General features: G+C 41.4%; 13 protein-coding genes, 2 tRNA genes and 1 pseudogene. 10 read left to right on the forward strand and 6 right to left on the reverse strand.

The window, feature by feature from the left end; all coding sequences use genetic code 11:
* Nucleotides 1–5: 5 nt before the first annotated feature.
* Nucleotides 6–911: a protease HtpX gene (gene htpX, locus AC4MC0_RS04475; RefSeq protein WP_004695643.1), complete on the reverse strand. Its 906-nt coding sequence runs from the start codon at nt 909–911 to the stop codon at nt 6–8.
* Nucleotides 912–1,028: 117 nt separating this feature from the next.
* Nucleotides 1,029–1,901 carry a lytic transglycosylase domain-containing protein gene (locus AC4MC0_RS04480; protein ID WP_335997403.1) on the reverse strand — a complete coding sequence of 291 codons (873 nt, stop codon included), beginning with the start codon at nt 1,899–1,901 and terminating at the stop codon, nt 1,029–1,031.
* A 502-nt stretch (nt 1,902–2,403) separates the two neighbouring features.
* Between AC4MC0_RS04480 and ttcA the strand changes: the two genes are divergently transcribed.
* Together ttcA and AC4MC0_RS04490 are read left to right on the forward strand one after the other, a co-directional pair.
* A complete protein-coding gene (gene ttcA / locus AC4MC0_RS04485; protein ID WP_491887295.1) occupies nt 2,404–3,327 on the forward strand; it encodes a tRNA 2-thiocytidine(32) synthetase TtcA in 924 nt (307 codons plus the stop codon).
* A 227-nt stretch (nt 3,328–3,554) separates the two neighbouring features.
* Complete coding sequence (locus tag AC4MC0_RS04490; RefSeq protein WP_004695646.1) at nt 3,555–3,938, forward strand: SCP2 sterol-binding domain-containing protein; 384 nt, start codon at nt 3,555–3,557, stop codon at nt 3,936–3,938.
* Between the two features lie 67 nt (nt 3,939–4,005).
* On the opposite strand, the gene AC4MC0_RS04495 is transcribed toward AC4MC0_RS04490, so the two are convergent.
* Nucleotides 4,006–5,118, reverse strand: a complete 1,113-nt coding sequence (locus AC4MC0_RS04495) for an MltF family protein (RefSeq protein WP_335997398.1) — start codon at nt 5,116–5,118, stop codon at nt 4,006–4,008.
* 365 nt (nt 5,119–5,483) lie between these two features.
* Between AC4MC0_RS04495 and greB the strand changes: the two genes are divergently transcribed.
* From greB to AC4MC0_RS04520, 5 genes are all read left to right on the forward strand, one after another.
* Nucleotides 5,484–5,978, forward strand: a complete 495-nt coding sequence (gene greB / locus AC4MC0_RS04500) for a transcription elongation factor GreB (RefSeq protein ID WP_004695648.1) — start codon at nt 5,484–5,486, stop codon at nt 5,976–5,978.
* Between the two features lie 89 nt (nt 5,979–6,067).
* A tRNA-Ser gene (locus tag AC4MC0_RS04505) sits at nt 6,068–6,157 on the forward strand.
* 220 nt (nt 6,158–6,377) lie between these two features.
* A tRNA-Ser gene (locus AC4MC0_RS04510) sits at nt 6,378–6,467 on the forward strand.
* A gap of 583 nt (nt 6,468–7,050) precedes the next feature.
* A complete protein-coding gene (locus AC4MC0_RS04515; RefSeq protein WP_335997395.1) occupies nt 7,051–7,629 on the forward strand; it encodes a TetR/AcrR family transcriptional regulator in 579 nt (192 codons plus the stop codon).
* Nucleotides 7,626–8,531 carry a DMT family transporter gene (locus tag AC4MC0_RS04520; protein WP_335997393.1) on the forward strand — a complete coding sequence of 302 codons (906 nt, stop codon included), beginning with the start codon at nt 7,626–7,628 and terminating at the stop codon, nt 8,529–8,531. Before AC4MC0_RS04515 ends, AC4MC0_RS04520 begins: the two co-directional genes overlap by 4 nt.
* 122 nt (nt 8,532–8,653) lie before the next feature.
* Here AC4MC0_RS04520 and AC4MC0_RS04525 read toward each other — a convergent pair whose 3' ends face one another.
* Complete coding sequence (locus AC4MC0_RS04525; protein WP_335997391.1) at nt 8,654–9,802, reverse strand: acetyltransferase domain-containing protein; 1,149 nt, start codon at nt 9,800–9,802, stop codon at nt 8,654–8,656.
* Nucleotides 9,803–9,973: 171 nt separating this feature from the next.
* On the opposite strand from AC4MC0_RS04525, the pseudogene AC4MC0_RS04530 reads away from it, so the two are divergent.
* The 3 genes and pseudogenes from AC4MC0_RS04530 (at nt 9,974) to AC4MC0_RS04540 (ending at nt 12,008) form a co-directional block, all read left to right on the forward strand.
* A pseudogene (locus AC4MC0_RS04530) lies at nt 9,974–10,605 on the forward strand (TetR/AcrR family transcriptional regulator).
* A gap of 3 nt (nt 10,606–10,608) precedes the next feature.
* Nucleotides 10,609–11,586, forward strand: coding sequence for a zinc-binding dehydrogenase (locus AC4MC0_RS04535; protein WP_335997389.1), 978 nt, complete (start codon nt 10,609–10,611; stop codon nt 11,584–11,586).
* A 68-nt stretch (nt 11,587–11,654) separates the two neighbouring features.
* Nucleotides 11,655–12,008 carry a DUF1304 domain-containing protein gene (locus AC4MC0_RS04540; protein WP_335997387.1) on the forward strand — a complete coding sequence of 118 codons (354 nt, stop codon included), beginning with the start codon at nt 11,655–11,657 and terminating at the stop codon, nt 12,006–12,008.
* 78 nt (nt 12,009–12,086) lie between these two features.
* Here the strand turns inward: AC4MC0_RS04540 and AC4MC0_RS04545 are convergent, their stop codons facing one another.
* Together AC4MC0_RS04545 and AC4MC0_RS04550 are read right to left on the reverse strand one after the other, a co-directional pair.
* A complete protein-coding gene (locus AC4MC0_RS04545) occupies nt 12,087–12,782 on the reverse strand; it encodes a pirin family protein (RefSeq protein WP_335997385.1) in 696 nt (231 codons plus the stop codon).
* Between the two features lie 122 nt (nt 12,783–12,904).
* Nucleotides 12,905–13,966, reverse strand: coding sequence for a hypothetical protein (locus tag AC4MC0_RS04550; protein WP_491887296.1), 1,062 nt, complete (start codon nt 13,964–13,966; stop codon nt 12,905–12,907).
* Between the last annotated feature and the right edge of the window lie 73 nt (nt 13,967–14,039).

Genomic DNA, 14,039 nt, shown 5'->3' on the forward strand with positions numbered 1-14,039 from the left:
ATTGTTTATGGACAATCGAGCTGTTGTAAAGCAGCAACACGTTGTTCAATCGTCGGGTGGGTTTGGAACAATGCGGCTAAACTAAAGCCTTGTTCTTGACCCGCCGCGATAGCAAACGCTTTCATTTCTTTAGGCATCGCATCTGGAAGTTGTGACTCCGCTTGTAAGCGTAACAAGGCTGAAATCATTGCTTGTTTGCCTGCAAGACGCGCGCCTGCTTCATCTGCACGATATTCGCGGTAGCGGGAGAACCACATCACGATTGCAGAAGCTAAAATACCAAAGACAATATCAAGCACGATGGTAATGGCAAAATAAGCTAAACCTGGTGCTTCACCATCTTCACGACCAAAGACATTGCGGTCAATGAAATCACCTGCGACACGTGCAAAGAACATCACAAAGGCGTTCACTACACCTTGAACGAGCGCCAAAGTCACCATGTCACCATTGGCGACGTGACCAATTTCGTGAGCCAAAACTGCACGAAGCTCGTCTTTATTCATACGCTCAAGTAAGCCGGTAGAAACTGCAACTAATGCATCGTTCTTGTTCCAACCTGTAGCAAAAGCATTAGATTGGTAAGACGGGAAAATACCGACTTCTGGCATTTTAATACCAGAACGTTGCGCCAATTGAGCGACTTCTTGTAACAACCATGCTTCAGCTTGGTTGCGCGGGGCATTGGGGTCAATTAACTCTGTACCAGTTGTTTTTTTCGCCATCCATTTTGACATGAATAGAGAAATCATTGAGCCAACCATACCAAAGACAAAACAGATAACCAGTAGGTTACCTAGATTTAAGCCACCCGCGCCATGGTAACTACCGACACCGAAGAGTGACAAGATAATGCCAGCTACAACCAGTACCGCGAGGTTGGTTAGCAAGAACAAACCAATCCGCATCATTGAGAAAATCCTCTTATAATAAAAAAATAATCTGATTTATAAATCGAAAATCATTGATCTCAATATGAGGTGAAACTCTTCAAAATTCAAGAAAAAATAATAAAACTGCTATAAAAATTATTCTGAAATTTGAATGCGGGCAGAGGCGGTTGCATTGGCGGTGGCATAGGAACCAGGCGCATCAGTAAAGCTGCCATCGGCTGCGAGGATAATTTGGCGTGAAGGTGCGCTACGACTCACACTGAGTTGCGTGCTTGGGGAAGAGTCTGCATCGTAATGTGCAGATTGGGCAATGACTTGAGCATTGGCCGGTGTGCTATTTGAGCCTGCATAAATGTTAATCCCGCCCGCATATAGATTGCTATAACGGCTACTCACGCGGCGAACATAGTCTTGAGTTTCACGGAAGGGTGGAATACCACCGTACTTTTGTACATTGCCTTCGCCAGCATTGTAGCCTGCAAGCGCAAGACTGGTGTTGCCGTTAAAGCGTTTCATTAGCCATGCCAAATACTTGGCACCCGCATTAATGTTTTGCTGTGGATCATACGCATTAGAGACATTAAAGCGCCGTGCTGTCGCAGGCATGAGTTGCATAAGCCCCTGAGCCCCAACAGGTGAACGTGCATTGACATTAAAGCCTGATTCGGTATGCATGACCGCTTTAATTAAGCCTTCAGAAACGCCATGGGTTTGAGCCGCTTGGCGAATAATGTGGTCAAAAGCATTTTTGTTGCGACTATAACTGGGCAACACGGAAGACTCAGAAGCCCCCCAGTTACTATAACTGTGGATATTACTGTCTGGATAATAGGTTTTCTTTTCGACTTTTAAGTTGCTATAACGACTTTGTTTATTGGTTAACAAGGTCGTACCGTTGGAATCTCTCAATTGGTAGATAGTTTGACCCGCGTGACAATCCAGTGCCATGAACGAAATCGTCATACACCCCAAAACGTAAAAACGACTCAAAAGCAGCTTATTTTTCATTATCTATTATTAATCGTAAAAAAATCGATTTCAGTGACTAGAAATGAGTTTAGCAAAAAAAGAACAGTCTGAAACTATTTTAAGTTCAAAAAATCTAGGTCTTTGTAAAAATCAAGTCAAATTGTTGAGCAATTAATCAAAAAAAATAATTAATTTATTTTTAATGAGGATTGCTTGACTGGGTTAAGTTATTGAAATTTAATAGTAAATAAATTGATCAAAAAATGATCAATTTAAATAGAAGCCTTAAAGAGTGGGGGGAACACCCTGTCAAGTCGATTAGAATCCACAAAGTTATCCCCAGCTTTTGTGGAAAAATGTGGAAAAGTCCAAAACATAAGCAGTTCAGCTAAAATATGAACGCAATCGTTCAAAGTTAAACCGATTTCAATACATGAATATGACAGCAATGACAATTCATGAGAATTTACATTCTTTAGGTGCGAGATGGCTGTGAATCGGATAAAATTGCGCGGTATTTTTTTTAAGGTTTAACTCGTCTATGTTCTCGCCAGTTGAGTCCAATCAGGGATTTAATTTTAAACCAGAACTACCCACTAGCTCTGCGTATTATCGTCTGTTGAAAAAGTTACGCCGTCAGGTGGGTCATGCCATTCGCGATTTTAAAATGATCGAAGAAGGCGATAAAGTGATGGTCTGCATTTCCGGTGGTAAGGACAGTTATACCTTGCTCGATATTATGTTGCAGTTTAAACGCATTGCACCGATCAATTTTGATGTGGTGGCTGTGAATTTGGACCAGAAGCAACCCGGTTTCCCTGAGGACGAGTTACCACGTTATTTAGAAGAGAATAATATTCCCTACTATATCTTAGAAAAAGACACCTACAGCATCACCAAACGTTTGACGCCTGAAGGTAAAACCTACTGTGCAGTTTGTTCACGCTTACGCCGTGGCTCTTTATACGGCTTTGCGCAAGAAATTGGCGCAACCAAAGTGGCATTGGGGCATCACCGTGATGATATCTTGGCGACCTTCTTCTTGAACTTATTCCATGGCGGCAGCTTAAAGGCGATGCCTCCTAAATTGTTATCGTCAGATAAAAAGAATATTTTGATTCGCCCACTGGCTTATGTGGAAGAAAAAGACATCATTAAATATGCTGAAATGCGTCAGTTCCCGATTATTCCGTGTAACTTGTGTGGTTCTCAGGAAAATCTGCAACGTGCCATGTTAAATGACATGTTGCGCGAGTGGGATAAAGCACATCCAAAGCGTCTACACAGTATTTTTGGTGCCTTGCAAAATGTCTCGCCATCGCAGCTGGCAGACCGTGAGTTATTCGACTTTGAAGCGTTAGATAGCGAACGTGAATTCGACTTTAAAGGTGAAAGTTGTTCAACGGAAGATGAACCAGAGAACAAACGCATTAACATGGTTAATCTTGGCTTTGCAGCAGACTAATTTTGTCAGTTAAGCCAATGCAAAACACCAATCAATGATTGGTGTTTTTTTTATGTGGATGATTTTGATAAACTTTGTATAAGAAATATAAAATATGAACGGTACGTACAAAAAACTTTAGGCACATGTAGGATATACATGCTATAACAATCTCCGAGCATATTTAGCTTCACAATGATGCCGTCTGGATAGGCAGCACACAACGAACAAAGAATTGAGGAAACATCATGCCTGCTTTTTTAACTGATGATTGGTTTTCAACTGTAGAAACATTAACTGCTCAAGCGGGGAATCTGAACCTGCCGCCAGCACTTGCGAATCTTGCAATTAACTTAGTTGTTGCTGACAATGCGGGTAATACCGAATTATCTTTAGATGGCGGCGCAATTAAAAAAGGCTTGTCTTCAAACGCGAAAACAACCTTGAACATGGATGCTGAAACACTACGTAAAGTGTTCCTTGAGTTTGATATGGCTGCAGCAATGCAAGCGTTCATGACGGGTAAAATAAAAGTTCAAGGTGATATGTCACAGTTGATGGCATTGCAAACAGCGAAGCCAAGCCAAGAGCAAAAAGATTTATTTAAGAAAGTGCTTGAGCAAACAGCTTAAGTGTTCTGAAATAAAAAAAGCTTACCTTTATAGGTAAGCTTTTTTTTATGCCGATAGAGAGGATCTTTTAGATATTGACCAACTGCGGCGTGGTTTTAATATGTTCAAGATAAGCACGAATACGTGTCACATACTGTAGTGCTTGACGGTAACGGCCATTCTTTGCTTGGTTCTGTTGTAAGTAAACATACAAATTGAGCCAGTTATTGGGGTCTTTACCTTGTGCCTGAATCCGTTTTTGAATCTGATTCACCGCACCCGGTCCCATATTGTACGCAACCAGTGCATACCAGTTCCGGTCAGGAAAGGGAATATCATCATAGCGACTCAGCATTTGGTCGTAGTACTTGGCACCACCTTGAATGCTTTGCGCTGGATCAGTACGGTTACTTACACCCATGGCTTTGGCTGTGCTATTGGTCAACATCATCAAACCACGTACACCCGTGGGAGAAACGGAGTTCGGCTTAAGATAAGACTCTTGATAACCAATCGCTGCCAATAAGTGCCAATCTAAATCGTACTTTTGCGCTGTGCTTTTAAAACTGGCCTTATAGATTGGCATACGCTGACGCAAATCGCGTTGAATCGTATTCCAGTTTTCAGGCTTCACGACATTACGGTTGTAAAAAGAGGCTAATTGACCAATTGAACCAGATTGTTTACCACGGCAGACAAATCCACTCGCCGTTTGCGTCAATGGATCATTCGCATGTTTAAACACCCAGTTCAGCTCAGTATTGAGGCCATTTTTACGTAAAACGTTTAAATCACCACAAGTAGCAGAAAAGGTTGCGAGACTTTTTTGCTCAATCGTTTGAACACTTGCCGTCGTCATTGCAAAATTTGCTTTGCCCTGTGCTACCCATTTAAGTGCTGTAGCATTATCGGGGACGGTTTTGAAGTCTAGCTTTACATTTAAGCTGTCTGCATAGTTACGTGCAAGGTCATAACCAAAACCATGCAAATGCTGACCATCTTTAAAAACGGTCGTTGGGTTTTCCACTGAAACGACAGTCAATTTATTATGATTGACGACGTTATCATATTGGTAGGTCTTACTTGCATTAATACTATGAAATGGAATTAACAAAGTACTTAAAGCAAGGGCTTTCAACGGGAGAGAGAAAGTTAATGAATTAAGGCAAAGCCTCGATCCAGAAGTTGAACTACTGTGCATGTTGTCTCCGCTACAAGTAATTTATGCCCTAGAACGCAAAGGCAAAAACATGCCTTAAAACGAGTTCAAGTTGTCTAAATTCAATAAGAGGTTGGGCATTCATGACGTCATTCAAAATGACATGGGATTAAGAAGATTATGTAGAAAAACTACATAGATTAAAAAATAGGCAACTAATTTAAGATGTGCGCATAATATATATCAATTTTAAAAGTGTCAAATTTTGTGCAATATTTTTTTGAAAAATGTAACATAACAATTTAATTTAATTCAGGAATTTATTTTATAAACTTCTGTTGTGGAGAAATAAGGGATAAAATAATCCTTTGTTGTAAATCAATAAGCAGATTTAGACGGCATTCATCATGAAATCAAACTTAATTACACGTGCAGGTCACGACAAATTGGTGGCGGAATTAAAGCAGCTTTGGCATGAAGAACGCCCTGAAATTACCAAGAAAGTAAACTGGGCGGCGAGCCTTGGCGACCGTAGTGAAAACGCGGATTATCAGTACAACAAACAGATCTTACGTAAGATTGATCGACGGGTTCGCTACTTGGGAAAACGCCTCGAAGAACTTCGTATTATCGACTTTTCTGAAGAGCAGGCTGGCAAGATTTATTTTGGCGCTTGGGTCGAAATTGAAAATGACGCAGGGGAACAAAAAACCTTACGCATCGTCGGAGTAGATGAAATTTACGATCATCACCCGCAGCACATCTCCATCGACTCGCCGATGGCACGTGCTTTACTGTCCAAACAAGTCGATGATGAAATTGAAGTGTTGACGCCAACTGGAAAAAAACACTGGTATGTCAATTCAATTCGTTATGACAGACCTGAAAGTTCAGAGAACTAAAAGATTTTGTTTTAATTTTAGCCACTTGGTGTGATTTTTGAAGAAAAGTATTTGCCAAGTAGATTGAATGTTTATATGATGTCGCCCATGGAAGCGTGGCAGAGCGGTTTAATGCACCGGTCTTGAAAACCGACGAGGGTGTGAGTCCTCCGTGAGTTCGAATCTCACCGCTTCCGCCAAATTCAAAAACCCTGACTAAGTCAGGGTTTTTTTTATGCCTTTTTTAAAGTTAATTTTTAAAAGATGCCAGAGTTATTGATCAATTTTCCATCCTATAGAGGCTGTAAATTTAATATCTTATTGAGATTGAACATTTTTTAGCTGAATAGTGGCTTTTTGCAGGCCGTGAGATGAAAAATATTTGCCAAAAAATATTTTTATTTATATGATAGCGCCCATGGAAGCGTGGCAGAGCGGTTTAATGCACCGGTCTTGAAAACCGACGAGGGTGTGAGTCCTCCGTGAGTTCGAATCTCACCGCTTCCGCCAAATTATTTTTAAATACAAACTAAAATTAATCAGTAATCAATAACCCAAGTTTAAGTTGGGCCATTACGGCAAGTAGTGTGGGGCACACCACATAGATCGGCAGTGATCAAATTCTAAAAAAAGCAGTTAGACTTTCTCTTACTGCTTTTTTTTATTTAAGGTATTTAACCTTCTTTTATAGTATTCAGCTATAGCTTGAGTTGTCCAACACGATCCCTTTTTAGATTCGCTATTCGTTTTCAGACAAGCAGTTATAGAGACTACACTGCTGTGCCATGTAGTAGTCGTTTTGGTAGATCAGTTTTTCGAAAGTTTCTCAATTTCATCTGAGCGGTTTTTAGCATCCTTCGTTTGGTTTATCTAGCAACTTCTTACATATAAGTTGGAACTACATATGCTTTGTAAAAGTATAGAGCGATTGTTCCGTTTCGCTTTTTATCCACTGTCATTGTAATGGGGTGATTGAAGGGCATTCTTCCGTTTTTGATTCATCTGATATTTCCTTCATTAAATAAGCAAAGGTGACTTGCATATTTTTACAGATTCTATAAATTAGGTAGATCGGTCTACTTAGTTGAGTGTGATGAATACGAAAACTGCGAAACAGAAAATTTTAGATGCAGCCGCGATTTTGTTTTATAACGATGGAATCACCAGTACAGGGATTAACAGCATTACCGATAAGGCTAAAGTTGCCAAAATGTCCTTATATAATAATTTTCCAACCAAGGCTGACTTGATCACCTCTTATATAGAAGCACGGCATCAAGAGTGGTTAGATTTGTATGCACTTCGAAACCAACAAGCGCATACCCCTATTGATAAAATTGTCGCGGTTTTTGAAGCCTATCAAGACCATGCCGAGTTTGCCTATGAAAAAGGCTTTCGGGGCTGTGGTTTGTTGAATGCTGCTGCTGAGTTCCCAGCGCACAGCGCCGAGCGCTTGGCTGTAAAACGGCATAAGGATGAAATTGAAAACATTATCTCTACACAGCTTGCCCTTATCATTTCGGACGCAGACAAGGTCAAACAAATAGCTTTATTGTTGTCTTTTGTTTTAGAGGGATCGATTGCGCGAGCAGGCTTGGAAAGCTCGAGTGAAAAAGTACAAGCTGCAACAGCGATGGTGAAAACACTTTTAGCACAGGAAATCAGTACGTGAATCAGTCTGTTTCTGCGGTACCGAATTATGGTTTTTTCGCGGTGCTGTTCGCTGCTTTTCTATGGGGAACGACGGGCACAGTCGCATCTTTTGCACCCAATTTGAGTCCTTTGGCTGTTGGCGCTGCCGCCATGGGCGGTGGTGGACTGTTGCAGGCACTTTTGGCGCGAAAAAGTATTATCTACCATCTGGCACATATCAAAGCCAATGCTGTGATGCTCGGTGTAGGTGTAATTGCGGTTTTTATTTATCCTTTGGCCTTTTATTCATCTATGTACTATGCAGGCATCACCATTGGAACAGTCGTTTCGATTGGTACGGCGCCTTTATTTACCGCACTTTTAGAAAGGGTATTTGATCGAAAAGAACTTTCGATGACATGGCTGATGAGTTTCGTCTTGGGAGTGACGGGCGTTGCGCTACTTTCTCTCGGGGAATCACATGCTGTAGCAACCACGGAGCATCTGTCCCAAAATCGACCAATGTTGGGTATTGCTTTAGGGGCGGTTGCGGGATTGACCTATGCTTTATATTCTTGGGCGACAAAACGAATGATTGACCAAGGAATGGATGCAAAAGCGTCTATGGGGCTCATCTTCGGACTTGGTTCTTTATTATTACTTCCGACTTTATGGATAACAGGTTCAAACTTGTTTGAAGAAAACATCAACCTTTATGTCGTGGGTTATATGATGTTGATCCCCATGTTTTTGGGCTATGTTTTATTTGGATATGGCTTAAAAACTGTGCCTGCGAGTAAAGCCATTACCTTGACCTTATTTGAACCTTTGGTTGCCGCTGTTTTTGCAATCCTGTTGGTGGGAGAACAACTTGCACCAATCGGTTGGATTGGGATGGTTTTAATTTCAATCTGCTTAGCACTACTCACCAAAGCAGAGTAAATTTTTTGCTTCAGACATTCGTTGGCGCATAAAGCATATTAGCCGGGTGTCGGGAAATCTGATGCCTAGTTGGACTAAGCATCAATGTTATTTCAGTGAAATTGGCTATACACCTTAAATCCTTAGAGGTATTTAAGAATGCGAATGTGTTTGTTTTTATGTTTAAAGGCTGAAAATTTCAACATCAACGGATAGAGAGCTACAGTTAAAATAATCGAAATGAGCCATAGGGTAGAGACATGATCGACTCCGAAGTATTCGCCATGGGTCGTGCCAAACAGTGCGACCGCAATGAGATAGAGGGCTTTCAGCACATATAAGTGTACGATATAGAAAAACATCGGCACGGAACCAAAGATAATCAAGGGTTTGACCCAAGGTTTACTTTCAACCTTTTGAAGTAACACTAACAGAATTAAGCCTAGTCCGACATTCCATAGAATAAACAGCAGCGATGGCGGATACTTGGTCAAGTTCAAAAAACCCATAACGGTTTCAGTGCTGGTCGGCATGATTGACCATGCTTGGTCGCCATAGAGATTGATCATTCTTAAAACGATAAATAAGCTGATACTGGCAAGCCCGAAGCCTAACAAGATTTGATTTCTTTTTGCGATATCATGTGTGCTGTTAAATATGGTATGACCGATGCAATAGCCAAGGGTAATCACCCCAATCCAAGGCAGTACTGGGTAAGAGGTTCTAAAACGAATCAGATCTCCAAATTCGATCCAACCACGTTCATGCAAAATAAACCACAGATTTTGCAGGATCGGTATTTGTGAAAATGACACTTGATCCAGCGCATTATGTCCAAAAATAATGCTGAGACTGATCACCCAGAGCCATTTTTGTGATAGCCCAATCAAGCCTGCTAAAACCACCATACTCAGACCAATGGCCCAAATTACTTGTAAATAGATGACATCGGGCGGGAACTGTCCAGTCCAAGCGAAGTTGATAATGATCAGTTCGAGAAAAATCAGAAATAGACCGCGTTTGAGTAAAAATTCACGTGTCATTTGAGCGCTGTTGTTTTTTGCTTGGTAAAGATAAGCCGATAAGCCTGTTAATACCACAAAAACAGGTGCACATAAGTGAGCCAAGATCCGGCTAAAGAAAAGGGATTCTTCGGTTCCTGGAATCAGCATCGGGTCGGGGACTTGCTGGTGGAGATAAAAAGTTTCTCTGACATGATCGACCATCATAATCAGAATAACCAATCCTCTGAGGGCGTCAATCGCTTGTAAACGTTGTGAAGGTGTAGACATAAGATGAATTGAAAATTAGTGTTATGGTATAATGTAACATTTATTTCAATCATTTATATCTGAAATTTAATCAGTAAAATTTATATACAATCCAATGGTTCGAGATGAAGTATCAAAGGTAGATGCATTAATTTGTAGACGACTGGTCTATTATTGATTTATAGTGTGGATATGAAACGATCAGACAAAAGTGAAGCAACACGACTACACATTTTAAATAGCAGTTTTCAACTGGTATTACATAAAGGTTTTGTCGGAGTGGGTTTACAGGAAATTCTAAAGAATTGTGATGTGCCGAAAGGTTCATTTTATTATTACTTTGCTTCGAAAGAGGCTTTCGGCTGTGCGCTACTCCAGCAGTATCTGGCCGATTATAAAGTCAAAATCGATCAGCTGATACAGCAAGAACAGCGAAGCGCCTATGCAAGTCTCGTGGCACTTTGGCAAGCATGGATTGATAACTCATCACATATTGAAAGTGGAGTTGAACATCATAGCGATGGAGGATGGGCGGAGAATTGTCTGATCGTCAAGTTGGCAGCAGAAGTCTCAGATTTATCTGAAGATATGCGTCAGATTTTGAACTTCGGGGTGCGTAAGTTAACAGAACGTATTTCGGGTCTAATCCAAGCCGGGCAGCAAGACGGTTCAATTCCAGTGCATATTGACGCTGAAAAATGGCACAGACGATGTATCACCTGTGGTTGGGAGCAGCTTTATTGGCAAGATTGGCCCAAGATAAGCAGCCTCTTTACCTTGCTTTGGAAACCACTCAACAACTATTACAACCGATAAAGGAATAGCAAATGCAAAGTATTATTCATCACCATTTTGGTGAACCTGTTGACGTCTTGGAAGCTGCAGATATGCCGCAACCTGAACCGAAAGCGGGTGAAGTACGTATTAAAATGATTCTATCGCCAATGCATAACCACGATGTGTGGACAGTGCGTGGTAGTTATGGTTATAAACCCACACTGCCTGCAATTGGTGGTAGTGAAGCTGTGGGCGTGATTGATGCGCTTGGTGAGGGTGTACAAGGCATATCGATAGGGCAGCGTGTAGCGGTTGCAGGAATTCATGGCAGTTGGGCTGAGTATTTTATTGCGCCAGCGCATGGCGTTGTGCCTTTAACTGATGCGATTGATGATGAAACGGCAGCGCAGTTGATTGGGATGCCGATCAGTGCACTGATGCTTTTAGATTTTATCGATTTACCAGTAGATTCGTGGTTGATTCAGAACACTGCCAATGGTGCGGTGGGTAAAACCGTGGCAATGATTGCAAAAGCGCGTGGTCAAAAGGTAATTCATTTGGTTCGCCGTATTAAGGCTGTAGCTGAAATGCAGGCCTTAGGCATTCAAAATGTGGTAGCAACAGACCAAGCTGATTGGAAAGAACAAGTCAAAGCGATTCATGCAGATCAGCCACTGATCGCAGGTGTAGACTCCATTGGTGGTCAGGCCAGTGGTGAAATGTTGGCTTTGCTGAGTGAAAATAGTCTATTGGTTTCATTTGGCAGCATGACGGGTGAGACCATGCAGATTTCTTCGGGAGATCTGATTTTTAAACAAGCCACAATCAAAGGCTTTTGGGCGAGTGTGGTGAATAAGCAATTGTCTGCTGAACGCAAAAAGGCGTTAATTGTAGAGTTATTGACGCTTGCTGCACAGAAAAAATTACTGCTGCCTGTTGAAGGCATCTTCAGCTTTGCACAAATTAAAGATGCAGCACTGAAAGCGACGCAAGGCGCACGTCAGGGTAAAGTACTTTTGAAACCTTAACTGTTTTTCGACCTAGATCAGCTGTGAAGCTGATCTAGCATCATTCATCAAAAATAAGGATAAAGCGTATGATGGGACAAATTTTGATTGCTTTAATTGCACTGTTGCATGTGTATATTTTAGTTTTAGAGATGTTTTTATGGGATAAGCCATATGGCTTAAAGGCCTTTGGCAATACGCCTGAAAAAGCACAACTGACCAAAGTTATGGTGCAAAATCAAGGCTTATACAATGGTTTCTTGGCCGCAGGTCTATTTTGGGCGTTATGTGCACCCGAAACTTATGCACTGCCACTGGCCAATTTCTTTTTAGGCTGCGTTTTGGTTGCAGGGATTTATGGTGGCCTGACCGCCAGTAAGAAAATTATCTACATCCAAGCCTTACCTGCGGCTGTGGCGTTACTTGTGGTGAATTTTCTCTAAGCCAAAAGAAAAAACTGCTTGAATTCTGCATTAAAAAAGCCAACGTCTCGACGTTGGCTTTTTATTGTGAGTGATGACTTATTTGACTTCAGGCAAATCAAACCAAATCACTTGTGCATCTTCTAAAGCTTTAACGTCGCTTGCTTCTAAGAACGCAATCGCGTCACCTGCATGAAGAGTATGTTCTGCAATTTGGATTGAACCTGAAATCACATGCATATAGTTAATATGCTGTGTAGCTTTAACTTCTAGTATTTGATCTTTCTCAATCACAGCCGTTTTGACTTCGGCATCTTGACGAATATGCATTGCAGCATTGTCATTTGGACCACAGATCACATGCCATTGATTTGGTTGCTCATGTGGATCAAGACGAATCTGTTGATAGGTTGGCGCTGCATCTCTTTGATTTGGGGTAATCCAAATTTGTAGCAAATGTACTGGCTCATCACCCTGATTCATTTCACTGTGCTGTACACCCGTACCTGCACTCATCAGTTGCCATTCACCTGCAGAAATACCGCCGTGGTTGCCCATGCTGTCTTTATGGGTGATGGTGCCTTTGATCACACAGGTCAAGATTTCCATATTGTCATGGGGGTGTTGTCCAAAACCTTGATGGCCCGCGATCACGTCGTCATTGATGACACGTAGAGCACTCACGCCCATATATTTAGGGTTATACCAACTGCCAAAAGAAAAGCTGTGTTTAGACTCTAGCCAACCGATATTGACATGACCGCGGTCTTGACTGCGATGAATGAAAGCATCCATTTTGAACTCCAATCTTATTTTTAATCTATGGAGTAATTTTAGCGTTTTATATTTATCGCTAAAATAGTGAATTTGCAATGTTGCGTTTCAATATTGAAATGATTAAACGCAACATAGCAGTCTTAGTCTAAATCACAATACCGCACACGGAAATCTTTCCAGACGTAGTTTTTGCCTTGAGCATATTCAGCTAAAAATTGTTGATGCAACTTCGGCTGCTGTTGCATCCAGTCATTGCCCCATTTCACATCGAGTGGAGCTGCTTTGTCTTTAAAAACAAAATAGTCATCAAGGCAAGTACTGCTTTCAACGGAGAGTGGTACATCTTGATCATCGAGATAATTTTCATAATTAATCGAGTTGGGTGGATTCTTTAAGAACACTTTGTCACTGGCGGTGAGCAGAACTTTTTGTTCAAAGTGCTTCAATTGACCTTGTTTGTATTCATAGCGGGTTTCAAGGTTATAAGGGTGTACGGTTTGGTAGTCGCCTGGGTACTTGGTGCTGTATTCCAGTATTACATTATTATAATCCGATGAGTCCTCGTCCCATTTGGGGCCAAAACTCATCCCATCTTCAATGGCAGGAGCCACAAATTGTACGCGGTGAAGCTGTTTGCCATTCGTGTCGATTTCAATAATTTCATAGCTGTATCGGTAGCGATTGTTGGCATAGATGGCGTTCATGGCGGTATTGGCTTTTAACTCTGTAGGAGTATAGGCATAGCGAGTACGAAAAATCAGTGCGAGATGCTTCGCGACGGGCATAATCGAAAACAGTTCATGATCTTTGACTGTATTGTTGAGTTGGGGCTGTAGGATGATTTTTTCTCGATTTTCAGCATAAGCCTCGCCTATTGAAAAAACTGCCGAGTGGGGCTGGTTTAAATAAAGCAGTTTAGGCTTTTGCCTCGTTCGAATCGCGTAATAGTGAATCGGAGATTTGCCTGCGATGACGTAATAGCGTGCATTCAAAAGTGGCTCTCTGAGGCTATCTTGCTCTGGAATGTATTGGGGGTGACGGATTTTTTCATGATCATTCAGACTGTCAAATGGATGGTCAGATTCCACCACATAAGCAGAAGCATCCACGCTGGTCACTATTTCTTCATCTAATTCGGCAAAGCTATAAGTTGAGAAAGATAGTAAGCAGACTACGGGCAGTATTATTTTTAAAGCATTCATCGTCATTTTTATATTGTTGTAATTGAAAAAAGGTGCTCTCAAGAGAACACCTTTTATAGCGTAAATGCCTTAG

This window comes from Acinetobacter sp. CAU_H_S139_7 (assembly GCF_058599305.1).